This window comes from Streptomyces hundungensis (genome assembly GCF_003627815.1).
GTDB lineage: Bacteria > Actinomycetota > Actinomycetes > Streptomycetales > Streptomycetaceae > Streptomyces > Streptomyces hundungensis_A.
The window spans coordinates 3,599,320-3,625,687 of sequence record NZ_CP032698.1; the positions used below are offsets into that span (position 1 = coordinate 3,599,320).

Annotated in this window: 17 protein-coding genes; 1 reads left to right on the top strand and 16 read right to left on the bottom strand. The window is 68.1% G+C overall.

Annotated elements, in window-relative coordinates; all coding sequences use genetic code 11:
* Genes DWB77_RS15970 through DWB77_RS15980 form a run of 3 tightly spaced genes read right to left on the bottom strand, consistent with a single transcriptional unit; the run spans position 1 to position 5,839 of the window.
* Positions 1–4,749 (bottom strand): putative T7SS-secreted protein, encoded by a 4,749-nt coding sequence (locus DWB77_RS15970; RefSeq protein WP_120721905.1) that lies wholly within the window; start codon positions 4,747–4,749, stop codon positions 1–3.
* Positions 4,749–5,408: a hypothetical protein gene (locus DWB77_RS15975; RefSeq protein WP_120721906.1), complete on the bottom strand. Its 660-nt coding sequence runs from the start codon at positions 5,406–5,408 to the stop codon at positions 4,749–4,751. The genes DWB77_RS15970 and DWB77_RS15975 overlap by 1 nt, the downstream gene beginning before the upstream one ends.
* On the bottom strand, positions 5,405–5,839 hold the full coding sequence (locus DWB77_RS15980; protein ID WP_246033541.1) for an SseB family protein: 435 nt from the start codon (positions 5,837–5,839) through the stop codon (positions 5,405–5,407). The genes DWB77_RS15975 and DWB77_RS15980 overlap by 4 nt, the downstream gene beginning before the upstream one ends.
* A gap of 221 nt (positions 5,840–6,060) precedes the next feature.
* On the opposite strand from DWB77_RS15980, the gene DWB77_RS15985 reads away from it, so the two are divergent.
* The gene (locus tag DWB77_RS15985) at positions 6,061–8,073 is read left to right on the top strand and encodes a PIG-L family deacetylase (protein WP_120721907.1); all 2,013 of its coding nucleotides are present in this window, start codon (positions 6,061–6,063) and stop codon (positions 8,071–8,073) included.
* A gap of 108 nt (positions 8,074–8,181) precedes the next feature.
* Here the strand turns inward: DWB77_RS15985 and tuf are convergent, their stop codons facing one another.
* The 13 genes from tuf to secE all read right to left on the bottom strand — a co-directional run bounded on the left by tuf (position 8,182) and on the right by secE (position 26,342).
* Positions 8,182–9,375: an elongation factor Tu gene (gene tuf / locus DWB77_RS15990; protein ID WP_120721908.1), complete on the bottom strand. Its 1,194-nt coding sequence runs from the start codon at positions 9,373–9,375 to the stop codon at positions 8,182–8,184.
* A gap of 160 nt (positions 9,376–9,535) precedes the next feature.
* Positions 9,536–11,662, bottom strand: a complete 2,127-nt coding sequence (fusA, locus tag DWB77_RS15995; RefSeq protein ID WP_120721909.1) for an elongation factor G — start codon at positions 11,660–11,662, stop codon at positions 9,536–9,538.
* A gap of 39 nt (positions 11,663–11,701) precedes the next feature.
* On the bottom strand, positions 11,702–12,172 hold the full coding sequence (gene rpsG, locus DWB77_RS16000) for a 30S ribosomal protein S7 (protein WP_014154599.1): 471 nt from the start codon (positions 12,170–12,172) through the stop codon (positions 11,702–11,704).
* A 2-nt stretch (positions 12,173–12,174) separates the two neighbouring features.
* On the bottom strand, positions 12,175–12,546 hold the full coding sequence (rpsL, locus tag DWB77_RS16005) for a 30S ribosomal protein S12 (RefSeq protein ID WP_003948652.1): 372 nt from the start codon (positions 12,544–12,546) through the stop codon (positions 12,175–12,177).
* A gap of 431 nt (positions 12,547–12,977) precedes the next feature.
* Positions 12,978–16,877 carry a DNA-directed RNA polymerase subunit beta' gene (locus DWB77_RS16010; protein WP_120721910.1) on the bottom strand — a complete coding sequence of 1,300 codons (3,900 nt, stop codon included), beginning with the start codon at positions 16,875–16,877 and terminating at the stop codon, positions 12,978–12,980.
* A gap of 96 nt (positions 16,878–16,973) precedes the next feature.
* Positions 16,974–20,459, bottom strand: coding sequence for a DNA-directed RNA polymerase subunit beta (gene rpoB / locus DWB77_RS16015; RefSeq protein ID WP_120721911.1), 3,486 nt, complete (start codon positions 20,457–20,459; stop codon positions 16,974–16,976).
* Positions 20,460–21,073: 614 nt separating this feature from the next.
* Positions 21,074–21,457, bottom strand: a complete 384-nt coding sequence (rplL, locus tag DWB77_RS16025; RefSeq protein ID WP_120721912.1) for a 50S ribosomal protein L7/L12 — start codon at positions 21,455–21,457, stop codon at positions 21,074–21,076.
* Between the two features lie 113 nt (positions 21,458–21,570).
* Complete coding sequence (gene rplJ / locus DWB77_RS16030) at positions 21,571–22,101, bottom strand: 50S ribosomal protein L10 (RefSeq protein WP_120721913.1); 531 nt, start codon at positions 22,099–22,101, stop codon at positions 21,571–21,573.
* Between the two features lie 333 nt (positions 22,102–22,434).
* Positions 22,435–23,382, bottom strand: a complete 948-nt coding sequence (locus tag DWB77_RS16035; RefSeq protein ID WP_120721914.1) for a hypothetical protein — start codon at positions 23,380–23,382, stop codon at positions 22,435–22,437.
* Positions 23,383–23,571: 189 nt separating this feature from the next.
* Positions 23,572–24,294 (bottom strand): 50S ribosomal protein L1, encoded by a 723-nt coding sequence (gene rplA / locus DWB77_RS16040; protein ID WP_162952540.1) that lies wholly within the window; start codon positions 24,292–24,294, stop codon positions 23,572–23,574.
* 115 nt (positions 24,295–24,409) lie between these two features.
* Positions 24,410–24,844, bottom strand: coding sequence for a 50S ribosomal protein L11 (rplK, locus tag DWB77_RS16045; RefSeq protein WP_120721916.1), 435 nt, complete (start codon positions 24,842–24,844; stop codon positions 24,410–24,412).
* A 179-nt stretch (positions 24,845–25,023) separates the two neighbouring features.
* Complete coding sequence (gene nusG, locus DWB77_RS16050; RefSeq protein ID WP_120721917.1) at positions 25,024–25,971, bottom strand: transcription termination/antitermination protein NusG; 948 nt, start codon at positions 25,969–25,971, stop codon at positions 25,024–25,026.
* Positions 25,972–26,045: 74 nt separating this feature from the next.
* Positions 26,046–26,342: a preprotein translocase subunit SecE gene (secE, locus tag DWB77_RS16055; protein ID WP_120721918.1), complete on the bottom strand. Its 297-nt coding sequence runs from the start codon at positions 26,340–26,342 to the stop codon at positions 26,046–26,048.
* Positions 26,343–26,368: the final 26 nt, after the last annotated feature.

A 26,368-nucleotide genomic window follows, 5' to 3' on the forward strand; every position in this document is an offset into this window, starting at 1 on the left:
TCACCTTTCGACGTAGTAAAAATGATGGTCACCGCCGGGCTTGTCAAATGCCCGATAGCGTTCGAACGTGCCCATTTCGTCCAAGTTGTTTCCCCAGCCGAAGTTCACGCCGTTCCGCATACGGTCTTCGACGGTGAACCCCTTGGGACCACCCGCGTGAAAATGCAGGCCCGCAGGGTCATCGGTGTGCTCTACGATAACTCTTGACCCGTTCTCTGTCTCGAATTGCCTGAAGTTCCCCCAATGCGTGGGGTCCTCGGCATAGGCATAACCAGGCATGTGCTTGAAATTCTTGTCGCCGACTACAGTCCACGCGGCATCCGGTTCCGCACCATAGGGCACCCCGGCAAGATCGAACGCCGCTCTTTCTGCGGCCTCACGCGAACCGAACGGGTTGCTCCGCTCCCCCAGCGGACACGGCGCCAGACCCAGCGGGTCCGCCCAGCCGAGTGGGTTGTTCACGTAGGCGACAGGGTTGGGCCCCGGCGCCAGTCCCAGGGGATCCGCCGAGACGTAGCGGGCGCCTGCCGGGTCGTAATGCCGGAAGTAGTTGTAGTGCAGCCCCGTCTCAGGGTCGAAGTACTGGCCCGGGAAGCGGAGCGGGGTGTAGGCGGGGGCGTTTGTGGGCCAGGTGGTGGTGCCCCACAGGGTGGCGCGGGTGCGCCAGGCTATGGCGCCCTCTTCGTCCACCAGCTCGCTCGGCGTGCCGATCAGGTCGGTGACCATGGCGAAGAAGCGTTCGTCGATGCGGTCCTGGGGCGCGTCCGCCATCGCTACGCGTTCCGTCTGGGCGATCGGCCGCAGGCCCGCGTGGTCCCAGGTCAGGGTGACCGCCGCGGGGGACGCCGATGACGTGGTGGTCTGTTCGCAGAGCGTCGTGCCGTCCCACGTGAACGACACCCGCTCCACCACCGCCTCCCCCGCCATCCGCTCCTTCGCGATGCGGCGGCCCAGCGGGTCGTAGCGGTAGCGCCAGACCGTGCCGTCGGGGGTGGTGACCGAGGTGAGGCGGTCTTCCGGGTCCCAGGTGTAGCGCCAGGTGTCCGGCTTGCGGGAGAGGCGTTGCTTCTGGCGCAGGGTGACGCGGCCCTGGGCGTCGTGTTCGTAGCGGACCGAGCCCGCCCCGGTTATTCGGGTGCCGTCGTACACGCGGGCACCCAGCGCCTCCTGCCCCGGGTGGGCGGCGGGCCAGGACGCCTCGGTCTGGTTGCCCGCCGCGTCGTAGGCGTACCGCTCGGACCAGTTCGCCGCGTGCACCGCCGTCACCCGGCCCGCCGCGTCCAGGTCGAAGCGGCGCGGACCCGACAGCTGATCGTCCACGCCGGTCAGAGCGCCGTCGGCGCGGTAATGGTAGGCGCGGCGCTGGATGGCCGCGCCGTCCGCGCCCGTCACCGCCAGCTCCGTGAGCCGGCCCAGCGGGTCGAAGGCGTGGGCCAGGGTGATCGTCTCGCCGAACCGGCGGGTCAGCTCCCGGCCCGCCGCGTCGTGGGCGAACGACACCCTCCGCCCGGAGGTGGTCAGCTCGGTGCGGTTGCCCGCCGGGTCGTACGTCCAGGCGCTCACCGATCCGCCCGGCGTCGTTCGCCCGTTCCGGCGCCCCAACTCGTCGTAGGAGTAGAGCAGTTCGCGGTCGTTCACCGTCTCCGACCGGAGCCGGCCGTGCCGGTCGCGGAGCAGCGTCAGCGTCGCGTCGGGGCCCGCCGCCCGGGCGAGCTGGTCGAAGACGTCGTACGCGAACGTCGTCACCGTCCCCTCGACGTCCTTGCGGACCGTCTGGCCCAGCTCGTTGCGCTCGTACCGGATCGTCTCGCCGAGGCCGTTGGTGTGGGAGGCGAGGCGGCCGGCCGCGTCATAGGCGTAGCCCAGCGTGCGGCCGTCGAAGTCGGTCTCCGCGATCAGGCGGCCGGCCGGGTCGTAGGCGTAACTCCACTCCAGGCCCTGGGGGTTGACGACCTTGGTGAGGCGCAGCTCCGCGTCGTGTTCGAAGGCGTAGCGCACACCGTCCGGGCCGGTGCGGGCCGCAAGGAGGTCGAAGTCCGTGTACTCGAAGCGGGAGACGGCGCCGAGCGGGTCGGTGTGGCTGGTGCAGTTGCCCTCGCCGTCGTACGTCCAGGACTCCTCGGTGCCGTCGGGGGCGGTGCGGCGCGCGAGCTTGCCCTCGACCGTCCAGGCGAGACGCGTGGTCGCGCCCAGGGGATCGGTGAGGGTGACCGGGCGGCCGAAGGCGTCCCGCTCGTAGCGGGTGACCGCGCCCAGCGGGTCGGTGAGGGAGAGCGGTAGCCCGGCCCGGTCGCAGTGGACGCGGGTGACGTGCCCGAGGCCGTCCGTCACGGCGGTGAGGTGGCCCGCTTCGTCGTATGTGAACGCGGTGCGCACCCCGGCCATGTCGGTGACCGAGGTGCGGTTGCCGCGCTCGTCGAAGGTCTGGCGCACGGTCAGGCCGTCGGCGCCGGTCACACGGATCGGGAAGCCCGCGTCGTCGTAGGTGACCGTCGTCCGGCGGCCGTCGGGGCGGACGACCTCCACGGGCCGGCCCGCGTCGTCGTACGCGGTCCGGACGGTGTGCCCCAGCGGGTCGGTCCGGGCCAGGGGACGGTTGAAGCGGTCCAGCTCGAAACGGGTGACGGCGCCGGTCGCGTCGATCTGCCCGACGACCTGCGCACGGTCGTTGATCAGGAAGTGCTCGTCGTGACCGGCGGCGTGGGTGACGGTGGTCGTGCTCAGCCCGGTCGCCGGGTCCGGCTCGCTGTAGGTGAACCGCGAACTCATGTGCCCGTTCGCGCCCGCCTGGGCGACACAGCGGTGCCGGTCGTCGTAGACGTAGTGGAAGTGGCTGCCGTTGGTGTCGGTCCACGACGTGATGCGGCCGTGTTCGTCGTAGCCGAAGCGCAGCGGACGGCCCGTGGAGTTGACGACCTGCGTCAGATGGCCGTCGGTGTAGCCGTAGCCGAGGATCCGCTGGTCACCGCCGTCCGGCGCCGCGCCCGCCAGATGCAGGGCGGTGATCCGGCCGTCGTGCGTGGTGAGCTTCAGGCGGTAGCCGCCGTGGTGGGCGATCCCGGTCGGGGTGCCGTCGGCGTCGTACGCGAAGGTGATCCAGTTGCCGTTGCGGTCGTCGAGCTGGTGCGGCAGGGCGAGCTCGTCGGTGTGGAGCACGAAGTGCCAGCTCCGCCCGGTGCCGGGGTCCGAGACGGTGTACGTGTCGCCGTCCCGGTCCAGCGGCCAGCGCGAGCCGCCGTGCGTGGGCCAGGTGGGCACGCCGGGCGCGGGGTGCGGGTAGGAGAGCAGACTGCCGTCCTCGCGGACGAAGATCACGCCGGTCGCGTCGATCTCCAGACGCATGTCGAGGGTGCCGGCCCAGCTCGGCCCGAACCAGCGGCCCGCGCGGTACGCCGATTCGAAGGTGCGCCGCAGGACCAGCGCGAGCGCGCCCGGCAGGACCACGTCCGTCTGCGGCAGGACCATGCGACCGGTGGCCATGTCCACCGGGTCCTCCCGGCAGACCTTCTCCTCGGCGGCGCGGCCCGTCGCATGCGGTTCGGCGTCGGTCGCGGTGCGGGCGGCGCCCCGCAGCCCGCCTTCGACGCCCTCCTCCACGCCCTCCCTGAGCGCCAGCCCGGCCGCGGTCCGCACCCCCGAGGCGGCGAACGTCTCCGGCTGGACCGCGTTGGGCAGCAGCCGCCCGCCGAACTCGAACGGGTCCCGCTTGAAGTCGTCGACCGTGCCCTTGATCGCCCGCTCCGGGTGGGAGGTCATGGAGATCAGGCCGGTGAGGGTGGTGGCGACGCTCTTCTCGTACTCGGCCGGGTGCAGGAGGTTGTACGGGTCCTCGGGGTTGAGGGAGCGGGCGAAGTTCAGGATGTCGGCGGTGCCCTTGACCACGCCCACCGCTGCGTGGTCGAGCTCGATCGCGCCGCCGGTCATGAAGTCCGTGTAGTCGCTGCCGAGCCGGGACAGGGGCGGCGGCTCCGCCGGGGCCGAGGCGAGGGCCGCCCGGACCACTGCGCGCGCCGCGGCCGCGGCCTCCCCGCGCTGGCGGCGCGCCTCGGCCAGCGCCTCTTGGGCCCGCTCCTGTATGGCCACGCCGGGGTCGGCGAACGGACCGGGCCGCGGCCCGGGGTCCTGCTGCGCGCGCACCTTGTCGTTGTAGGCGTCGACCCGCTTGTTGTACGCCTCCACCGCCTGCCGGGATTCGTTCCGGCCCTCCGCGTACAGCGCGATGGCCTCCCGCGCCTTGCTCTGCGCCCACTCGACGGTCCCGGCGTAGTGGACCAGGGCCCCGGACGCGTCGTGGCAGGCCGAGGAGGCCTCGTCCCACTTGGCCGGGTGCAGGGCGAACCGGGCGCGGAACGCCTCGACGGCCTGCCCCTTCCAGCTCCCGGAGTCCAGCCGGCGCATGCCCTGGCCGACCTTGCCGAACGCCGTCGCGAAGTCGGCGAGGTGCTGGGCGTTGGCCCGGATCGTCTTCGGATTGCCGTGGACGAGGTCGTTGAACAGCTCGGTCTGTCCGAGCTGTTTCTCGTCGACATGGGCGCCGAGGGCCGAGGCGACGCCATCGCCGAAGTCGTCGACCTGGTCGGCCAGTTGATGGGCGCCGACCCGGTCCAGAAGGCCGCTCGCGACGTGCGCGCCCTTGTCGACGGCGCCGCCGACCGCCTTCTTGCCGGCGTCGAACCCCTCCTCGGCCTTGTCCAGGCCCTTGTTCAGCAGGTTCTTCCCGCCGTCGACCAGTCCCCCGAAGTCCACCATCAGCCCTTGCCCCCGCCGTTCCCGCCCTGCTGTGCCGCGCGCTCCTCGGGCGACGGGCCGAATTCCTTCTCGCGCCACTGATCGACGGCCGGGTCCTGGCCCGTCGCGGACCCCGTGACCGACAGGGCGAGGCCGAACGGGTTCAGCTTGCTGTCGCTGTAGTCCCGGCCGGCGTCCTTGGCGCTCTGCTCGATCTCCGCGTCGGCCTTCCGGAAGGACTCGGCGCTGAAGTCGGCGTGGGCGTACATGTTGTGGTCGGCGAGGTCTCCCCAGGACATGCCGGTGACCTGCTCCTCGGTCGCGTGGGGATTGCCCATCGCCGAGTTCGCCAGGACCTTGAAGCCGCCCTGGACGTACTGGTCCTCCCGGTACACGATCCCGGCCGAGAGCCCCGCCTTCAGCGCGAAGTCGTTGCCCTCCTGCACGAGCGCCCGTACGCCCCACTCCCAGCGCTCGCAGAACGACGTGAACGTCTCCGTCAGGCCGTCGTCGCCCAGCTCCAGGCCGCTCATGGCCAGCGAGCCGAACCCGCGCCCCATTCCGGCCTGCCCGACGAGCCCGAGCTCCTCCAGCTCGCTCAGGGCGCCGTTGATGCCCTGGGTGATCAGGGTCAGGGCCTCCGGCGGTATGCGCAGGTCCTCACTGCCCTCGCCACTCATGCCCCGGCCCTCCCTTCGGTCGCGTACGCCCCGGCGTCCAGCGCCGCCGCCTCCGGCACGATCCCGGCGTCCAGCGCCACGGCCTCCGGCACGATCCCGGCGACCGGCGGAAAGATCATGCCCCGGGGGCTCCCGGCGTCGAGCGCGACCCCGGCCGGGACGCCCAGGGCGGGCACGGCGACGTCCAACAGCCGTGCGCCGAGCACCCGTTGGAAGCTCCACTCGCGGTCGCCTTCACCGCGTGCGATCGCGAACCGGGCGAGCGCCGCCTCGTCCGAGAACGCGTGGATCCATCGGATCCCACCCCACTCGGCGGTCCACCACCCGCCCCCGACCTCGGGCACCAGCACCGCCGTACGCCGGAACTCGCCCAGCCCCGCCGCGAACTCACGCCGCCTCTGCCGCTCCCGCGGACCCCCCGGTATCTCCACGCCCGGCAGAATCACACAGGCTCGATTCGCAAAGCAATCCGAATCGGGGCGCCCCGGGTGGGACTTGGCCGGTGGGCCGCCACCCCTCGGCCGACCCCGCCGCCCGCGGCACGCAACCCCGCCCCCCACTCCCCCGTCTCACAGGGCGCGCGGCCCCGCGGGGTCACGGGGAACGAGGACGAGCGGCGGACGGGACGTACGTGAACGACACAGCAAGGGCCATGGGGCCGGGCCGGCGGACCGTTCTCGGGGGCGCCGTAGCCACCGGGCTCGCCGCCACCGTCGCGGGGTGCGCGGCGCCCGCGCCGGGGCGGACCAGGACGACCACCACCGTCGCCCCCCTCACCACCCCCCGCGCCCCCCTGCTCCTCCAGATCCTCGCCCACCCCGACGACGACCTGTACTTCATGAACCCGGACACCCAGCACACCCTGGACTCCGGGGTGCCGCTGGTCAGCGTGTACGTCACCGGCGGGGAGGCCAACGGGGACAACCGGGTGGTCGGTGACACCGGGCCGCACGTCCCCGACAAGGCCGCCTACTCCTCCGCCCGCCACCAGGGACTGCGGCAGGCGTACGCCACCCTGCTCGGCCTTGACAAGTACGCGCCCTGGGAGAAGTCCGTCGCCGAGCTGCGCGGCGGTCACCGCGCCGAGGTCAACCGGCTCCAACACCGGGGCCGCAGAGTGGAGTTGGTGTTCCTCAACACCGCCATGCACACCCCGCTGGGGGGTCGGATGGGGCTGCCCGCCCTCTGGGCGGACCACCACCTCCAGCTGCCCGTCGTCATCGCCACCGGCTCCCCCCTGCGCCAGGCCAAGAGCTACACCTACGACGACCTGGTGGAGGTGCTGGCCGGGCTCCTCGCCGACTACGCGCCCACCCACGTCCAGACCCTCGACCCGGACCCGGACATCCAGCACAGCTCCCCCGCCGTCCGTCAGCACGACTCGGAGCAGGCGGGCTACTCCGACCACGCCGACCACACCGCCGCCGCGTCGTTCGCCTGGGCCGCGCTGATCCGGCACGCCGAGCGCGGCAACGCCTTCCTCGCCACCGCCTACCGCGGCTACTACAACCGGCACTGGCCCAAGAACCTCCCCGCCGGCGTCCTCGCCGAGAAGGCGGCGCACCTCGTGCCGTACGGCGGCGACAAGGACTGGCAGTGCCATAACCCCGGCGGGTGCGGCGACTACAACGTCGGCGGGAACCGGCCGCTGGCCAACGGGAAGGGGTGGGTGCGCTCCACCCACCACCGCCACCCCGGCGCCCGGCTGCTCCTGTCCGACGACGGCGCCCACGCGTATGGCGTGCTCGGGCTCCGGGCCGTGCGCTGGGACCAGAACCCCGATGACAGCTGGGGCGCCCCGCGCGACCTCGGCGGCGGCCCGCTCGCCCCCGTCCTCGGCGGCGCCACCCTGCCCGACGGCCGCCAGCTCCTCTTCGCGCTCCGGTTCTCCTCGCTCCAGGGGCGGGCCGGCGCCAACACGCGGGAGATCGTCGCGCTCGAACAGGGCGCGCCGGGCGGGGAGTTCGGCGCGTGGAGGGGGCTCGGCAACCCCGAGCGCGGCGACGACCGCGGGCGCCGGATCGGGTCGCCGCTGGCCCTCGCGGCGCCGGACGGCCGCGTCCACCTCTTCGTGCGCAACGCGGACCGCGGCATCAGCACCCGCGTCCGCGAGACGGACGGCGCCTGGTCGCCCTGGCGCGATCTGGGCGGCGAGTCCGTGCAGGAGGGGCTGAGCGCGATCGTCGACGGGCGCGGGCGCGTCCATGTCTTCGCGGCCGGCGCCGACACCGTCCACCACTGGACGCAGAACGCCCCGGGCGCGCCCCTCGCCCCCGTACCGTCCCGGCTGCCGCTCGCCGTCGACGCGGTGACCCCGCTCCCGATCGGCGACGGCGTACAGCTCCTCTACCGCACCTGCGCCGACCCGGCGAAGGCCCGCAAGGACCCCGGCTCCCCCGCGTCTTCGCACCTCACCTCCGTACGCCTGGACGGCACCCCGGCGCGGCCGGTCGCGCTCGACGGGTACGGACCGGTCGGCGCGGCGGGCGGCCACGTGGTGGGGACGGACGAGCGGGGGCGGGTCCAACTCGCGGGCGCGGCAGGGGTGTTGAAGCGGACCGGCGGCGCCGTCCCGGTCGGCCCGCCCACGCTGTACGTCCGCGACGGGCGGCCCCTCGCACTGGGGCTCGGCGTCGATGCCACGCCTTGGACCTGGCGCCCGTAGGACCCGAACCGCCCCGCACCCGTGGCGGACAACGCGAAGAGCCCCGCACCTCGAAAGGTGCGGGGCTCTTCTGACAGCTCAGCGAGCTACCAGGTCAACCTCAAGTACTTACTTGAGGATCTTGACGACCTGGCCGGCGCCCACGGTCCGGCCACCCTCACGGATGGCGAACTTCAGGCCCTCCTCCATGGCGACGGGCTGGATCAGCGAAACGGTCATCTGGGTGTTGTCACCCGGCATGACCATCTCGGTGCCCTCGGGGAGGGTCACAACACCGGTCACGTCAGTCGTACGGAAGTAGAACTGGGGACGGTAGTTGTTGAAGAACGGCGTGTGACGGCCACCCTCGTCCTTGGACAGGATGTACGACTGGGCCTCGAACTCGGTGTGCGGCGTGACCGAACCCGGCTTGATGATGACCTGGCCGCGCTCGACGTCCTCGCGCTTGATGCCACGAAGCAGCAGACCGACGTTCTCACCGGCCTGGCCCTCGTCGAGCAGCTTGCGGAACATCTCGATGCCGGTGACCGTGGTGGTGGTCTTCTCGGTCTTGATACCGACGATGTCGACGGTCTCGTTGACCTTCAGGACACCACGCTCGATACGACCGGTGACGACGGTGCCACGACCGGTGATCGTGAAGACGTCCTCGATCGGCATCAGGAACGGCTTGTCGACGTCACGCTCGGGCTGCGGGATCGCCTCGTCGACGGCGGCCATCAGGTTCAGGACCGACTGGCCCCACTCCTTGTCGCCCTCGAGCGCCTTGAGCGCCGAGACCTTGACGACCGGCAGGTCGTCGCCCGGGAACTCGTACTCGGAGAGGAGCTCACGAACCTCGAGCTCGACGAGCTCCAGGATCTCCTCGTCGTCCACCATGTCGGCCTTGTTCAGCGCGACCACGATGTACGGAACGCCGACCTGGCGGGCCAGGAGCACGTGCTCCTTGGTCTGCGGCATCGGGCCGTCGGTGGCGGCAACCACGAGGATCGCGCCGTCCATCTGCGCGGCACCCGTGATCATGTTCTTGATGTAGTCCGCGTGACCGGGGCAGTCGACGTGGGCGTAGTGACGCGACTCGGTCTGGTACTCGACGTGCGCGATCGAGATCGTGATACCGCGCTGGCGCTCCTCAGGAGCCTTGTCGATCTGGTCGAAGGCCGAGGCCTCGTTCAGGTCCGGGTACGCGTCGTGCAGCACCTTGGTAATGGCGGCCGTGAGGGTCGTCTTACCGTGGTCAATGTGACCGATGGTGCCGATGTTGACGTGCGGCTTAGTCCGCTCGAACTTTGCCTTCGCCACTGGGGTCCTCCTGCGGAGTGGTTCTGGTACGCCTTACTCATCGGCGCCAGGTGATCTTTGCTGGGATGCCGGGGCCCGGGGCACTCACCGTAAACCTGATGGTTTACGCCGAATGCCCCAGTGGCTCCGGTGACAAGCCTAAAGCGTGAACTCGGAAGAGTTACTCGCCCTTGGCCTTCGCGATGATCTCCTCGGCGACGTTCCTCGGAACCTCGGCGTAGGAGTCGAACTGCATCGAGTAGCTTGCGCGACCCGAGGTCTTGCTGCGGAGGTCGCCGACGTAGCCGAACATCTCCGAGAGGGGCACGAGGCCCCTCACGACGCGGGCGCCGCTGCGCTCCTCCATGGCCTCGATCTGGCCACGGCGGGAGTTGATGTCGCCGATGACCTCACCCATGTAGTCCTCGGGCGTGACGACCTCGACGGCCATCATCGGCTCGAGGAGCACGGGAGAAGCCTTGCGCGCGGCCTCCTTGAAGGCCTGCGAACCGGCGATCTTGAACGCGAGCTCGGAGGAGTCGACCTCGTGGTAGCCACCGTCGAGAAGGATGACGCGGACGCCAGTCATCTCGTAGCCGGCCAGGATGCCGAACTGCATGGCCTCCTGCGCACCCGCGTCCACCGACGGGATGTACTCCCGGGGGATGCGGCCACCGGTGACCTTGTTCACGAACTCGTACGACGCCTCGCCGCCCTCGATGGGCTCGATCGCGATCTGCACCTTCGCGAACTGACCGGTACCACCGGTCTGCTTCTTGTGGGTGTAGTCCACGCGCTCGACGGTCTTGCGGATCGTCTCGCGGTACGCGACCTGCGGCTTGCCGACGTTCGCCTCGACCTTGAACTCGCGACGCATGCGGTCGACGAGGATGTCGAGGTGGAGCTCGCCCATACCACCGATGATGGTCTGGCCGGTCTCCTCGTCCGAGTGCACCTGGAAGGAGGGGTCCTCCTCCGCGAGACGCTGGATGGCGACACCCAGCTTCTCCTGGTCACCCTTGGACTTGGGCTCGATGGCGACCTGAATGACCGGCGCCGGGAAGTCCATGGACTCCAGGATGACCGGGTTCTTCTCGTCGCACAGCGTCTCACCGGTGGTGGTCTGCTTCAGGCCCATCACGGCGATGATGTCGCCGGCGCCCACCGAGTCGATCTCCTCACGCTTGTTCGCGTGCATGCGGTAGATCTTGCCGATGCGCTCCTTCTTGCCCTTGACGGAGTTCAGCACCGCGGTGCCGGCCTCCAGGCGACCGGAGTAGATCCGGACGAAGGTGAGCTTGCCCAGGTGCGGGTCGCTCGCGATCTTGAACGCCAGCGCCGAGAGGGGCTCCTCGTCGGACGGCTTGCGCTTGACCACGGCCTCCGGGTCCTTGACGTCGTGGCCCTCGATGGCCTCGACGTCCAGGGGGGAAGGCAGGTAGCGAACGACGGCGTCGAGCAGGGGCTGGACGCCCTTGTTCTTGAACGCGGTGCCGCAGAACACGGGGGTGACGGTGGTGTCGCCGCCCTTGCCGGACGCGATGGTGATGCGACGCACGGCGGCGTACAGCTGCTCCTCGGTGGGCTCGACGCCCTCGAGGAAGAGCTCCATCATCTCTTCGTCGTTCTCGGCGACGGTCTCGACCAGCTTGCCGCGCCACTCTTCAGCAGCCTCGGTGTGCGTGGCCGGGATGTCGACGACGTCGTACATCTCGCCCTTGGTCGCTTCCGCGGACCACACGAGGGCCTTCATGCGGACCAGGTCCACAACGCCCTCGAAGTTGGCCTCGGAACCGATCGGCAGCTGCATGACGATCGGGGTCGCGCCGAGGCGGTCCACGATCATGTCCACGCAGCGGTGGAACTCGGCGCCGGTACGGTCGAGCTTGTTGACGAAGCAGATGCGCGGAACGCCGTAACGGTCGGCCTGACGCCAGACCGTCTCGGACTGCGGCTCCACACCGGCGACACCGTCGAACACGGTGACCGCACCGTCGAGGACGCGGAGCGAACGCTCCACCTCGACCGTGAAGTCCACGTGGCCCGGGGTGTCGATGATGTTGATGGTGTGGTCGACGTCCTCGAGCGGCCAGTGGCAGGTCGTCGCGGCGGACGTGATCGTGATGCCGCGCTCCTGCTCCTGCTCCATCCAGTCCATCGTGGCAGCGCCGTCGTGGACCTCACCGATCTTGTACGAGACGCCGGTGTAGAACAGGATCCGCTCGGTGGTGGTCGTCTTGCCCGCGTCGATGTGAGCCATGATCCCGATGTTGCGGACCTTGGCCAGGTCAAGTGAAGTGGTAGCCATATCGGCTCAGTCTTCTCTCGGTCTCGATGTGGGTAGCGACTACCAGCGGTAGTGCGCGAAGGCCTTGTTGGACTCGGCCATCTTGTGGGTGTCCTCACGCTTCTTGACCGCAGCGCCGAGGCCGTTGGAGGCGTCGAGCAGCTCGTTCATGAGGCGTTCGGTCATGGTCTTCTCACGGCGGGCGCGGGAGTAACCCACGATCCAGCGAAGCGAGAGGGTGGCGGCGCGACCGGGCTTGACCTCGATCGGCACCTGGTAGGTGGCGCCACCGACACGGCGGGACTTGACCTCAAGAGACGGCTTGACGTTCTCGAGAGCGCGCTTCAGCGTGATGACCGGGTCAGCACCGGTCTTCTCGCGCAGGCCCTCCATGGCGCCGTAGACGATGCGCTCGGCGGTGGAGCGCTTGCCGTCCAGCAGGATCTTGTTGATCAGCGACGTGACAAGAGGAGAGCTGTAGACCGGGTCGATGATGACCGGGCGCTTCGGGGCGGGGCCCTTACGAGGCATTCTTACTTCTCCTTCTTGGCGCCGTAGCGGCTGCGAGCCTGCTTGCGGTTCTTGACACCCTGGGTGTCGAGCGAACCGCGGATGATCTTGTAGCGAACACCCGGCAGGTCCTTCACACGGCCACCACGCACGAGCACGATCGAGTGCTCCTGCAAGTTGTGTCCCTCACCCGGGATGTAGGCCGTGACCTCGATGCCGGAGGTCAGACGCACACGCGCGACCTTACGGAGCGCCGAGTTCGGCTTCTTCGGGGTGGTCGTGAACACACGCGTGCAGACGCCACGACGCTGGGGCGAACCCTCGAGCGCGGGCGTCTTGTTCTTCTCGACCTTGTCCTGCCGGCCCTTCCGGACCAGCTGCTGGATCGTAGGCACTACTTCTCCGGTTTCTGTGTGCCGTAGTAAAACTAACCTGAAACACGTCTCCGACCCACGCGGTCGGGTGTGTCGAATACTGCGCACCCCCGCCCGAAGGCGAGGAAGGCGCAGATTGCGGTGGCCGGTCCAGAAGCTCGTACTGCGGACGTAGGCACGCAGCGGAGCCCAGGCACACCCCAGGCACAAGGTCTGAGCGTACCTACCTCATCGACTTGGGTCAAAACAAATGCCCACGCACGGGCCCCGACACCCCGTGGGACATGTCACCCCATACCCGTCCGGCGCCCGCCATGAGACGAACCGTCTCAACAGGTGGCCCTTGGGCGGTGCTCCGGGGCCCGGATCGGCGCCCCGGCCGGCCCCCGAAAACCCCGAAGGGCGCCCACCCCGCGTGCTGCGGGGTGGGCGCCCTTCGGATGACGTACGCCTTACTGGTTGTACGGACCGTAGTCGTAGTCCTCCAGCGGAACGGCCTGGCCGGAGCCGGTGCCGAACGGCGAGTAGTCGATGTCGTCGTAGCCGACGGCCGAGTACATCGCGGCCTTGGCCTCTTCGGTGGGCTCGACCCGGATGTTGCGGTAGCGGGACAGACCCGTACCGGCCGGGATGAGCTTACCGATGATGACGTTCTCCTTGAGGCCGATGAGGCTGTCGGACTTGGCGTTGATCGCCGCATCCGTCAGGACTCGGGTCGTCTCCTGGAAGGAGGCGGCCGACAGCCAGGATTCCGTCGCCAGCGAGGCCTTGGTGATACCCATCAGCTGCGGACGGCCGGAGGCCGGGTGGCCGCCTTCCGTGACCACACGACGGTTCTCGGTCTCGAACTTCGAGCGCTCGACGAGCTCGCCCGGCAGCAGCTCCGCGTCGCCGGACTCGATGATCGTCACGCGGCGCAGCATCTGCCGGATGATGATCTCGATGTGCTTGTCGTGGATCGACACGCCCTGGCTGTTGTAGACCTTCTGGACTTCGCCGACCAGGTGGACCTGGACCGCGCGCTGACCGAGGATCCGCAGCACGTCGTGCGGGTTGGTGGCACCGACGGTGAGCTTCTGGCCCACCTCGACCGCGTCGCCCTCGCCGACCAGGAGACGGGCACGCTTGGAGATCGGGAACGCCGTCTCCTCGCTGCCGTCGTCCGGGGTGACGACGATCTTCTTGGTCTTCTCGGTCTCCTCGATGCGGATCCGGCCCTTGGCCTCCGAGATCGGCGCGACACCCTTGGGCGTACGGGCCTCGAAGAGCTCGACGACACGCGGCAGACCCTGCGTGATGTCGTCACCGGCCACACCACCGGTGTGGAAGGTACGCATCGTCAGCTGGGTACCGGGCTCACCGATGGACTGGGCGGCGATGATGCCGACCGCCTCACCGATGTCGACCAGCTTGCCGGTGGCGAGGGAGCGTCCGTAGCAGAAGGCACAGGTGCCGACCGCGGACTCACAGGTCAGGACCGAGCGGGTCTTGACCTCCTCGACGCCCGCGCCCACGAGGGCGTCGATGAGCACGTCACCGAGGTCCACGTTGGCCGGCGCGATGACCTTGCCGTCGACGACGACGTCCTCGGCGAGCATGCGGGCGTAGACGGAGGTCTCGACGTCCTCGGTCTTGCGCAGCACGCCGTCGGCGCCCCGCTCCGCGATCTTGAGCTTGAGGCCGCGGTCGGTGCCGCAGTCCTCCTCGCGGATGATGACGTCCTGCGAGACGTCCACCAGACGACGGGTCAGGTAACCCGAGTCGGCGGTACGCAGGGCGGTGTCCGCCAGACCCTTACGGGCACCGTGCGTGGAGATGAAGTACTCCAGAACGGTGAGGCCCTCACGGAAGGACGCCTTGATCGGACGCGGGATGGTCTCGTTCTTCGCGTTCGACACCAGACCACGCATACCGGCGATCTGACGCATCTGCATCATGTTTCCTCGGGCACCCGAGTCAACCATCATGAAGATGGGGTTCGTCTTGGGGAAGTTCGCGTTCATCGCCTCGGCAACCTCGTTGGTCGCCTTGGTCCAGATCGCGATGAGCTCCTGCGTGCGCTCGTCCTTGGTGATCAGACCGCGCTCGTACTGCTTCTGCACCTTCTCGTCCTGGGCCTCGTAGCCCTGGACGATGGCCTTCTTGGCCTCCGGGACGACGATGTCCGAGACGGCGACGGTGACGCCGGAACGGGTCGCCCAGAAGAAGCCCGCCGCCTTCAGGTTGTCGAGCGTCGCCGCCACGATGACCTTGGGGTAGCGCTCGGCGAGGTCGTTGACGATCTCGGAGAGCTGCTTCTTGCCGACCGAGTAGTCGACGAACGGGTAGTCCTCGGGCAGCAGCTCGTTGAAGAGCGCGCGGCCGAGGGACGTCCGCAGACGGAACGAGTCGCCCTGCTGCCAGGTCGTCTCGCCGTCCTCGTCGAGCGGCGGGGTCCAGCCACGCGGCGGGACGGTGCCGATCGGGAAGCGGATGTCGACCTTCGCCTGGAGCGAGAGCTCCCGGGCGTCGAACGCCATGATCGCCTCGGCGGTCGAGTTGAAGGCGCGGCCGGCGCCCTTCACCTCGCGCTCCTCTTCGTCCGTGGTGAGGAAGAAGAGGCCGAGCACCATGTCCTGGGTCGGCATGGTGACGGGGCGACCGTCGGCCGGCTTCAGGATGTTGTTCGAGGACAGCATCAGGATGCGGGCCTCGGCCTGCGCCTCCGCGGAGAGCGGCAGGTGGACGGCCATCTGGTCACCGTCGAAGTCCGCGTTGAACGCGGTGCAGACGAGCGGGTGGATCTGGATGGCCTTGCCCTCGACCAGCTGGGGCTCGAAGGCCTGGATGCCGAGGCGGTGCAGCGTGGGCGCACGGTTCAGCAGAACCGGGTGCTCGGCGATGACCTCTTCGAGGACGTCGTACACGACCGTGCGGCCGCGCTCGACCATCCGCTTGGCGCTCTTGATGTTCTGCGCGTGGTTCAGGTCGACCAGGCGCTTCATCACGAACGGCTTGAAGAGCTCGAGCGCCATGGCCTTCGGCAGACCGCACTGGTGCAGCTTCAGCTGGGGGCCGACGACGATGACGGAACGCGCGGAGTAGTCCACACGCTTGCCGAGCAGGTTCTGACGGAATCGACCCTGCTTGCCCTTGAGCATGTCGGAGAGCGACTTCAGCGGACGGTTGCCGGGGCCCGTGACCGGGCGACCACGACGGCCGTTGTCGAAGAGCGCGTCGACGGCCTCCTGAAGCATGCGCTTCTCGTTGTTCACGATGATCTCGGGGGCGCCGAGGTCAAGGAGTCGCTTCAGGCGGTTGTTGCGGTTGATCACGCGGCGGTACAGGTCGTTCAGGTCGGAGGTCGCGAAGCGGCCACCGTCCAGCTGCACCATCGGACGCAGGTCCGGCGGGATGACCGGCACGCAGTCCAGCACCATGCCCTTGGGGCTGTTGCTGGTCTGCAAGAACGCGGAGACGACCTTGAGGCGCTTGAGCGCACGGGTCTTCTTCTGGCCCTTGCCGGTGCGGATGATCTCGCGGAGGCGCTCGGCCTCCTCGTCGAGGTCGAAGGTCTCCAGGCGCTTCTGAAGAGCAGCGGCGCCCATCGAGCCGTCGAAGTACGTGCCGAAACGGTCACGCAGCTCGCGGTAGAGCAGCTCGTCGCCCTCGAGGTCCTGGACCTTGAGGTTCTTGAAGCGGCTCCACACCTCGTCGAGACGGTCGATCTCGCGCTGCGAACGGTCACGCAGCTGCTTCATCTCGCGCTCGGCACCCTCGCGCACCTTGCGGCGCACATCGGCCTTGGCACCCTCGGCCTCAAGCTCGGCGAGGTCCGTCTCGAGCTTCTTGGCGCGGGCTTCGAGGTCCGAGTCGCGACGGTTCTCGATCTGCTGACGCTCGACGGAGACGTGCGCCTCCAGCGACGGCAGGTCGCGCGTACGGCGCTCCTCGTCCACGAACGTGATCATGTACGCGGCGAAGTAGATGACCTTCTCGAGGTCCTTCGGCGCGAGGTCGAGCAGGTAACCAAGACGCGACGGAACGCCCTTGAAGTACCAGATGTGGGTCACGGGAGCGGCAAGCTCGATGTGGCCCATCCGCTCGCGGCGCACCTTGGCGCGCGTGACTTCCACGCCACAGCGCTCACAGATGATGCCCTTGAAGCGGACGCGCTTGTACTTGCCGCAGTAGCACTCCCAGTCCCGGGTCGGACCGAAGATCTTCTCGCAGAAGAGTCCGTCCTTTTCGGGCTTGAGGGTGCGGTAGTTGATGGTCTCCGGCTTCTTGACCTCACCGTGGGACCACTGACGAATGTCGTCAGCGGTGGCGAGGCCGATCCGCAGCTCGTCGAAGAAGTTGACGTCGAGCACTTGTCGTCAATCCCTCTTTCGGGGTCGATTCTTCAAGATGGTCTGAGGGGGGTCCCGGGGAAGACGGGGGCTCTTAGCGAGCCCCCGTCAGACCCGTCAGACCTCTTCGACGCTGCTCGGCTCGCGCCGGGACAGGTCGATACCGAGCTCCTCCGCAGCGCGGAAGACGTCCTCGTCCGTGTCGCGCATCTCGATGGACATGCCGTCCGAGGACAGCACCTCCACGTTGAGGCAGAGCGACTGCATTTCCTTGATGAGCACCTTGAAGGACTCGGGAATGCCGGGCTCGGGGATGTTCTCGCCCTTGACGATGGCCTCGTAGACCTTCACACGGCCGGTCACGTCGTCGGACTTGATGGTCAGCAGCTCCTGGAGTGCGTACGCGGCGCCGTATGCCTCCAGCGCCCACACCTCCATCTCACCGAAGCGCTGGCCACCGAACTGGGCCTTACCACCCAGCGGCTGCTGGGTGATCATCGAGTACGGACCGGTCGAACGGGCGTGGAGCTTGTCGTCGACCAGGTGGTGCAGCTTGAGGATGTACATGTACCCGACCGAGATCGGGTCCGGGAACGGCTCACCGGAGCGGCCGTCGAACAGGTTGGCCTTGCCCGAGGGCTGGACCAGTCGGTCACCGTCGCGGTTGGGGATCGTGGCCTCGAAGAGACCGGTGATCTCGTCCTCGCGGGCGCCGTCGAAGACCGGGGTGGCGACGTTGGTGCCGGCGGCTACCTGGTCGGCGCCGATGGCCTGGAGTCGCTGCGCCCAGTCGTCGGCGAGACCGGAGACGTCCCAGCCGCGGCTGGCGAGCCAGCCGAGGTGGATCTCCAGGACCTGTCCCGGGTTCATTCGGGACGGGACACCAAGCGGGTTGAGGATGATGTCGACCGGAGTTCCGTCCTCGAGGAACGGCATGTCCTCGATCGGAAGGATCTTCGAAATGACACCCTTGTTGCCGTGACGGCCGGCGAGCTTGTCACCGTCCGTGATCTTGCGCTTCTGCGCCACGTAGACGCGAACCAGCTGGTTCACACCCGGCGGCAGCTCGTCGCCCTCTTCACGGTCGAAGACGCGGACGCCGATGACCTTGCCGATCTCGCCGTGCGGCACCTTCAGCGAGGTGTCACGCACCTCGCGGGCCTTCTCACCGAAGATCGCGCGCAGCAGGCGCTCCTCCGGCGTCAGCTCGGTCTCACCCTTGGGCGTGACCTTGCCGACGAGGATGTCGCCGGCGACGACCTCGGCACCGATACGGATGATGCCGCGCTCGTCGAGGTCGGCGAGGACCTCCTCGGAGACGTTCGGGATGTCCCGGGTGATCTCCTCCGGGCCGAGCTTGGTGTCACGGGCGTCGACCTCGTGCTCCTCGATGTGGATCGAGGAGAGGACGTCGTCCTGCACGAGGCGCTGCGACAGGATGATCGCGTCCTCGTAGTTGTGACCCTCCCACGGCATGAACGCCACGAGCAGGTTCTTGCCCAGCGCCATCTCACCCTCGCGGGTGGCGGGACCGTCGGCCAGGACCTGGCCCTCGATCACACGGGCGCCCTCGTCCACGACAACCTTCTGGTTGACCGAGGTGCCCTGGTTGGAGCGGGCGAACTTGGCGATCCGGTACGTGGTGTACGTGCCGTCGTCGTTGGCGACGGTGATGTAGTCCGCGGAGACCTCCTGGACGACACCCGCCTTCTCCGCCTTGATGACGTCACCGGCGTCGACCGCGCAGCGGTACTCCATGCCGGTGCCGACGAGCGGCGCCTCGGACGTGATCAGCGGCACGGCCTGACGCATCATGTTCGCGCCCATGAGGGCACGGTTGGCGTCGTCGTGCTCGAGGAACGGGATCATGGCGGTCGCGACCGACACCATCTGGCGCGGCGAGACGTCCATGTAGTCGACCTCGGTGCCGGGCACGTAGTCGACCTCGCCACCACGGCGGCGGACCAGCACGCGCGGCTCGGTGAACCGCATGTCGTCGCTGAGCGCGGCGTTGGCCTGCGCGATGACGAAGCGGTCCTCCTCGTCGGCGGTGACGTAGTCGACCTCGTCGGTGACCTGGCCGTCGACGACCTTGCGGTACGGCGTCTCGATGAAGCCGAACGCGTTGACGCGGCCGTACGAGGCGAGCGAACCGATCAGACCGATGTTCGGGCCTTCAGGCGTCTCGATCGGGCACATGCGGCCGTAGTGCGACGGGTGCACGTCACGGACCTCGAAGCCGGCCCGCTCACGGGAGAGACCACCCGGGCCAAGCGCCGACAGACGGCGCTTGTGGGTGAGACCCGACAGCGGGTTGTTCTGGTCCATGAACTGCGACAGCTGCGAGGTGCCGAAGAATTCCTTGATCGACGCCACGACCGGGCGGATGTTGATCAGGGTCTGCGGCGTGATCGCCTCGACGTCCTGGGTCGTCATGCGCTCACGCACGACGCGCTCCATACGAGCCAGACCCGTACGGACCTGGTTCTGGATGAGCTCGCCGACGTTGCGCAGACGACGGTTGCCGAAGTGGTCGATGTCGTCGGTCTCGACGACGATGTTCCGACCCGACTCGCCGACCGTCTCGGTCTCGCCGGCGTGCAGCTTGACCAGGTACTTGATGGTCGCGATGACGTCGTCGGTGGTGAGCACGCCGGCGTCTAGCGGCTCGTCGGCGCCGAGCTTCTTGTTCACCTTGTAGCGGCCGACCTTCGCGAGGTCGTAGCGCTTCGGGTTGAAGTAGAGGTTCTCGAGCAGCGTCTGAGCGGCCTCGCGCGTCGGCGGCTCGCCCGGACGCAGCTTGCGGTAGATGTCGAGCAGCGCGTCGTCCTGGCCCTGGGTGTGGTCCTTCTCCAGGGTGGCGCGCATCGACTCGTACTCGCCGAACTCCTCGAGGATCTGCTCGGTGGTCCAGCCGAGAGCCTTCAGGAGGACGGTGACGGACTGCTTGCGCTTGCGGTCGATGCGGACACCGACCATGTCGCGCTTGTCGATCTCCATCTCGAGCCAGGCACCCCGGGACGGGATGATCTTGGCCGTGAAGATGTCCTTGTCGGACGTCTTGTCGATGTTGGAGTCGAAGTAGACACCCGGCGAGCGGACCAGCTGCGACACGACGACACGCTCGGTGCCGTTGATGACGAAGGTGCCCTTGTTGGTCATGAGCGGGAAGTCGCCCATGAAGACCGTCTGGGACTTGATCTCGCCGGTCTCGTTGTTGGTGAACTCGGCGGTGACGAAGAGCGGGGCCGCGAACGTGAAGTCGCGCTCCTTGCACTCGTCGATCGAGTTCTTAGGCGGCTCGAAGCGGTGGTCGCGGAAGGTCAGCGACATCGACCCGGAGAAGTCCTCGATCGGGGAGATCTCTTCGAAGATCTCCTCCAGACCGGACTTGGTGGGGACGTCCTGTCCGCTCTCGAGAGCGGCCTCGACCCGAGACTTCCAAGCGGCATTGCCGAGCAGCCAGTCAAAGCTCTCGGTTTGCAGCGCAAGAAGGTTCGGAACCTCGAGGGGCTCCTTGATCTTTGCAAAGGAGATGCGCAGCGGGGCGGTGCTGGCGCCGTTGTTCGTATTGGAGGTCGAGGCGTTGCGCGAGGCGGCCAAGAGGGGGTCCTTCCGAGGGCTCGGACTCACTACGCGCGTACCGGTCCCACGTGGGCACAGAGAGAGACGTTTCCCGAAGAGGCCGAAGAGACCAGGTCGGGGCCGTTCCATCAAAGATGCTCAAGCGAGGGCATGCCCCTGGTGACGGGCAGGGGACAGCTAACAGGCAGCGCAAAGGGACAGTGTAGCCACTCGGCACACTGATGTCCAGGGCGGATTTTGCGACACCCGCGTTGCTCTTCTCAAGTACCTCGGTACCTCGGTCGGCCGTGCGCCGCGCAGACGCAGATTAGTACTGCCCTCTTCGCCGTCGATCCATGCCTCGGATCCGGATCGTTGTGACGACGCGTCCTGAGAATTGCGCGCTGCGTGCGGTTCGTCAAGACCCCTCCGCTCCCCGGAAATCGCCGCGGGAGCCGTTGCGGGGTTACGCCTGCGTCCTCGCCGAGCAGACGGCGAAGATCACCATACTCCCCGACGGGCCGCGTGCAAGGCAGGCGGCGCGGGTACGCCGAAGGGCGACCACCCGGATGGGTGATCGCCCTTGGAGGTGTCCAGCGGCGCGCGAGCGCGCCTGCGAGACGGTCGCGGGCCCCGTGGGGACCCGCGGGGAATTACTTGACCGTGACGGAGGCGCCGGCGGCCTTGAGGGACTCGGCAGCCTTGTCGGCGGCCTCCTTGGCGACCTTCTCGAGGACGGGCTTCGGGGCGCCGTCGACGAGGTCCTTGGCCTCCTTCAGACCCAGCGAGGTCAGCTCACGCACGACCTTGATGACCTGGATCTTCTTGTCGCCCGCACCCTCGAGGATGACGTCGAACTCGTCCTGCTCCTCGACGGCGTCGGCCGGGGCGGCCGGACCGGCCGGGCCGGCAACGGCGACGGCCGCGGCGGCGGTGACGTCGAACTTCTCCTCGAAGGCCTTCACGAACTCGGAGAGCTCGATGAGGGTCATCTCCTCGAACTGGGCGAGCAGGTCTTCCTGGCTGAGCTTCGCCATGATGGGCGATCCTTCCACTAATTCGGCGGGTGCCGGATGTACATGTAGGCGGGCGTACGTTCGGCCCGCTGCGACCGTCGCCCTAGCGGGCGGCGATCATTGCGCGAGCCGAGTTACTCGGCACCGCCCTGCTCGGCGAGCTTGACGCGAAGCGCTTCCGCGGTGCGGACGAACTTCGACGGCAGCGCCTGGAAGAGCGAGGCAGCCTGAGACTGCTTGCCCTTGAACGCGCCGGCCAGCTTGCTGAGCAGAACCTCGCGGGACTCGAGGTCCGCGAGCTGCTTGATCTCATCGGCGGACAGCGCCTTGCCATCAAGGACACCGCCCTTGATGATCAGGTTCGGGTTCTCCTTGGCGAAGTCACGAAGACCCTTCGCCGACTCCACCGGGTCACCGGTGATGAAGGCAACCGCCGTCGGACCAGCGAAGTGGTCGTCCAGCGAAGTGATCCCGGCCTCGTTGGCCGCAATCTTGGTCAGCGTGTTCTTCACCACGGCGTACTGGGCGTTCTCACCGAGCGAACGACGAAGCTTCTCGAGCTGCGTCACGGTGAGACCCCGGTACTCGGTCAGCACAGCGGCGTTCGAGCTGCGGAACTGGTCCGTGAGCTCGGCTACCGCGGCAGCCTTGTCGGGCCTTGCCATAGAGCGTCGGCCTCCTTCCGGGTGATGAGGACCGCTCAAAAGGGGCCGAACAAAACGAAACGCCCCGGCGCAGGCGCACGGGGCGTAGCTCAACCAGCAGCACTCGAGAAGAGATACGTCCGGGAACTTTCCACGGTCACCTGCGCGGGTCGTCCGTATTCAACGGAACCTTCGGCCACCGCCCCCTCGGATGAAGGCACGGCAACGACCAGCGGTCTTTGGCTTCTGGAGAAGCGTACGGTACGGGGTCCGTGTCAAGCAAATCCGCTCATACGGGGTGGCGACCGGGGCGCGGGGCCCCGGCCGGCCGCGGGCCGCGGGCCGGGATCCGGCTCAGGCGGCGCCGCCCTTGCCGAGGTCTCCCTTGCCCAGGTCTCCCTTGCCGAGGTCCTTCAGCGAGTCCGCGAAGTCGTAGGTCTCGGCGGCCGCGGGTGCGCGTACCGCGCTCGTGGTGCCGTAGTCCGAGTAGTGCGCGCTCATCGTGAGCTTGCCCTGGGGGCTGTCGATCCCGACGTCCATCCGCACCGGGTAGCCGGACTTGGCGATCCAGAGCTCGGTGTCGTACGCCTTGATCCCGGCGCCCTTCATGGCGTCGATGAACTTCTGGCGCTCCTGGCCCGACAGGCCGTCCAGGCTCTTGTTGGTGGCGAGCGCCTCCTCCAGCGTCAGCGTGCCCTTGTAGTGCTCGGCCGGGGCGCCGTCGATCTGCTCGCTGCCGAGGTGTCGCACATGCGGCGAGTCCGTCAGGAGCGCGAGCTGCTGGGCCGGGTCCTGGTTCTGGGCGCCACCCGTCATCTGCTGGGCAAGACCGCCGCCGCCGTCCTTGGCGAGCGCGCCGAGGTCCATCTTCATCCAGCGCTTGCCGCCGTTGTCCTTGGCCGCCTCGGCACCCATGTCCATGTACATGACGTTGTTCAGCATGACCGTACGGATCTTGTCCGGCGCGTCCGGCATGCCCTTCAGGGCCGGGGTGGTCATGGTGAAGTCCATCGCGGACGGGTTCCAGGCCTGGATGCCGGTCATCTCCATGTCGCCGACGCCGGCGCCCACGATGGACGGCACCGACATCTTCATGGTGACCTTCGCGGACTTGGCCGCCGCGGTCTTCTTGTACGCCGCCTGGAGCGCCGTGCGGGCATCGGCGGAGCTCGACTGCCCGGCGGCCTTCTCCGGCGCGCCCGCGGCCTTCTTCCCGTCCCCGCCCTGGCACGCGGCGGCGCCGGCCACCAGCACCGCGACCGCCGCGAAGGATATTCCGGCGCGCTTGAAAGATCCGCTCATGTCGTCCCCACCCCATTGATCAAACCGGCCGAACCGTCCCCACGGTAACGCAGCGCACCGGCGACGGCCCCGGCAGAAAGACCGGCCCCCGCGCCTCTGACGAGGTGCGGGGGCCGGTCTTCAGTACGTCTCGGTCTGTCTCAGTGCTCCTGAGACCCCGAAGCCCGTGACTGCCGTGATCCGGGGGGATCAGACGGCGGCCGGGTCCTCCTCGACGAGGAGGTTGCGGGTGCGGTTCGAGTCGAGGGAGATACCGGGGCCCATCGTGGTGGTGATGGTCGCCTTCTTGATGTACCGGCCCTTGGCGGCGGACGGCTTCAGACGGAGGATCTCCTCCAGAGCCGCACCGTAGTTCTCCACCAGCTTGGTGTCGTCGAAGGACACCTTGCCGATGATGAAGTGCAGGTTCGAGTGCTTGTCGACGCGGAACTCGATCTTGCCGCCCTTGATCTCCTCGACCGCCTTGGCGACGTCGGGGGTGACCGTGCCGGTCTTCGGGTTCGGCATCAGACCACGGGGACCGAGCACGCGGCCGAGGCGGCCGACCTTGCCCATGAGGTCCGGGGTGGCGACGACGGCGTCGAAGTCCAGACGGCCCTTCGCGACCTCGTCGATGAGCTCGTCGGAGCCGACGATGTCGGCGCCCGCGGCAAGCGCGGCCTCGGCACGGTCGCCGGTCGCGAAGACCAGGACCCGGGCGGTCTTACCGGTGCCGTGCGGGAGGTTCACGGTGCCACGGACCATCTGGTCGGCCTTGCGCGGGTCGACACCCAGGCGGAAGGCGACCTCGACGGTGCCGTCGAACTTGGTCGTGGAGGTCTCCTTGGCGAGACGGACGGCCTCGAGCGGCGCGTACAGCTTGTCCGCGTCGATCTTCGCGTCCGCAGCGCGGAGAGTCTTGCTGCGCTTCACTTCAGCTCCTGTAGGGAGTAACACCATGCGGCTCACGCCGCGTGGCAGGCATGGAGTCGTGGTGCGGGCCAGCGCTTGGCCCTACCACTGGGGGTCAGACGGGGGTGAGCTGAGATCAGCCCTCGACCGTGATGCCCATGGAACGGGCGGTACCAGCGATGATCTTCGACGCGGCGTCGAGGTCGTTGGCGTTCAGGTCGGGGAGCTTCGTCGTGGCGATCTCGCGAACCTGGGCCTGCGTGATCTTGGCGACCTTGGTCTTGTGGGGCTCGCCGGAGCCCTTCTGGACGCCAGCGGCCTTCAGGATCATCTTCGCGGCCGGCGGCGTCTTGGTGATGAAGGTGAAGGAGCGGTCTTCGTAGACCGTGATCTCCACCGGGATCACCCAGCCACGCTGCGACTCGGTCGCGGCGTTGTAGGCCTTGCAGAATTCCATGATGTTGACGCCGTGCTGGCCCAGTGCGGGACCGACCGGCGGAGCCGGGTTCGCCGCACCGGCGTTGATCTGGAGCTTGATAAGCCCCGTGACCTTCTTCTTCTTGGGAGGCATTGCTCTCTCCGGGTCCTAGTGAGAGTGAACCGCCTTCATCCGATCAACCGGATGGAGGCATACCGCACAACGATAGCGGGTATAGCTGTGCGGCTAAAAACCGAGCAGGTCAGAGGGGCTGTGAGAGCCCCTCTGACCTGCTCGGAAGTGCTGGTTCCAGAAGCGGTGCCCGGAGGGCGTCAGTTCTTCTGGATCTGGTCGAAGCTGAGCTCGACCGGGGTCTCGCGACCGAAGATCTCGACGAGGCCCTTGACCTTCTTCGAGTCGGCGTTGATCTCGTTGATGGTCGCCTGGAGCGTCGCGAACGGGCCGTCGGTGACGGTGACCGAGTCGCCCACCTCGAAGTCCAGGACCTGGACCTCGACCTTGCGCTGCGGAGCCGGCTTGCCCTCGGCCTCGGCGGCCTCGCGGGCGGCCTTCTCCTCGGCCTCCGGGGCGAGCATCTTGACGATCTCGTCCAGGGTCAGCGGGTACGGGTCGTAGGCGTTGCCGACGAAGCCGGTGACACCCGGGGTGTTGCGGACGACGCCCCAGGACTCGTTCGTCAGATCCATGCGGACGAGAACGTAACCGGGCAGCTTGTTCTGCCGGACGTTCTTGCGCTCGCCGTTCTTGATCTGGACGATCTCCTCTTCGGGGACCTCGGCCTGGTAGATGAACTCCTCGACGTTCAGCGAGACGGCACGCTGTTCGAGGTTGGCCTTCACCCGCTTCTCGTAACCGGCGTACGTGTGGATGACGTACCACTCGCCGGGCAGGAAGCGGAGCTCCTGGCGCAGGGCCTCGACCGGGTCGACGGGGGCGGCGGGCTCCGCCGGCTCCTCGTCCTCGGCGGAGTCGGTCTCGACGGAGTCGGTGGGCTCCGCGGACTCGTCGTCCGACGCGGTGCCTTCGGTCTCGTCCTCGTCGGAGGCGACCTCGTCGGTCACGTCGGAAGCCTCGGCGGCCTCGTCCTCGTCGGACTCGGCGTCATCGGACTCGACGTTCAGGGCGGCCTCTTCGGCCGCTTCGCCCGCAGCGGCGTCGGCAGCCTCGGCCTCGTCCTCGTCGGCCGCCTCGATGATCTCGAGCTCGTCCTCGACGGACTCGACCGACTCGGAGGCGTCGTTCAGGTTCGGGTCAGACACGGTGGCTGCTTCTTCCTGGCTACAGATGGGGTGGAACATGCGAAAGGGGCGCCGATGAGGGGCGCCCTTCGCGATCAGCCGAAGACGTACTTGACGACCTGCGAGAAGCCGGAGTCAATCAACGTCACGATGCCGATCATGATGACGACGAACACGATCACCACGGTGGTGTACGTCGTCAGCTGGCTGCGTGTCGGCCAGACAACTTTACGGAGTTCGGCAACAACCTGCCGGTAGAAGAGCGCGAGCCGGCCCAGAGGGCCCTTCTTGCCGCGCTTACCGCCCTTGCGGGCCTTCTTCTTCGAATCCTTGGACTCCGCTGCCTCGTCCTGGGCATCAGGCATGTCGATGGAGCCCACGGCGTCCGTCACGCTTCTCACCTGATTCCGGGTCATGG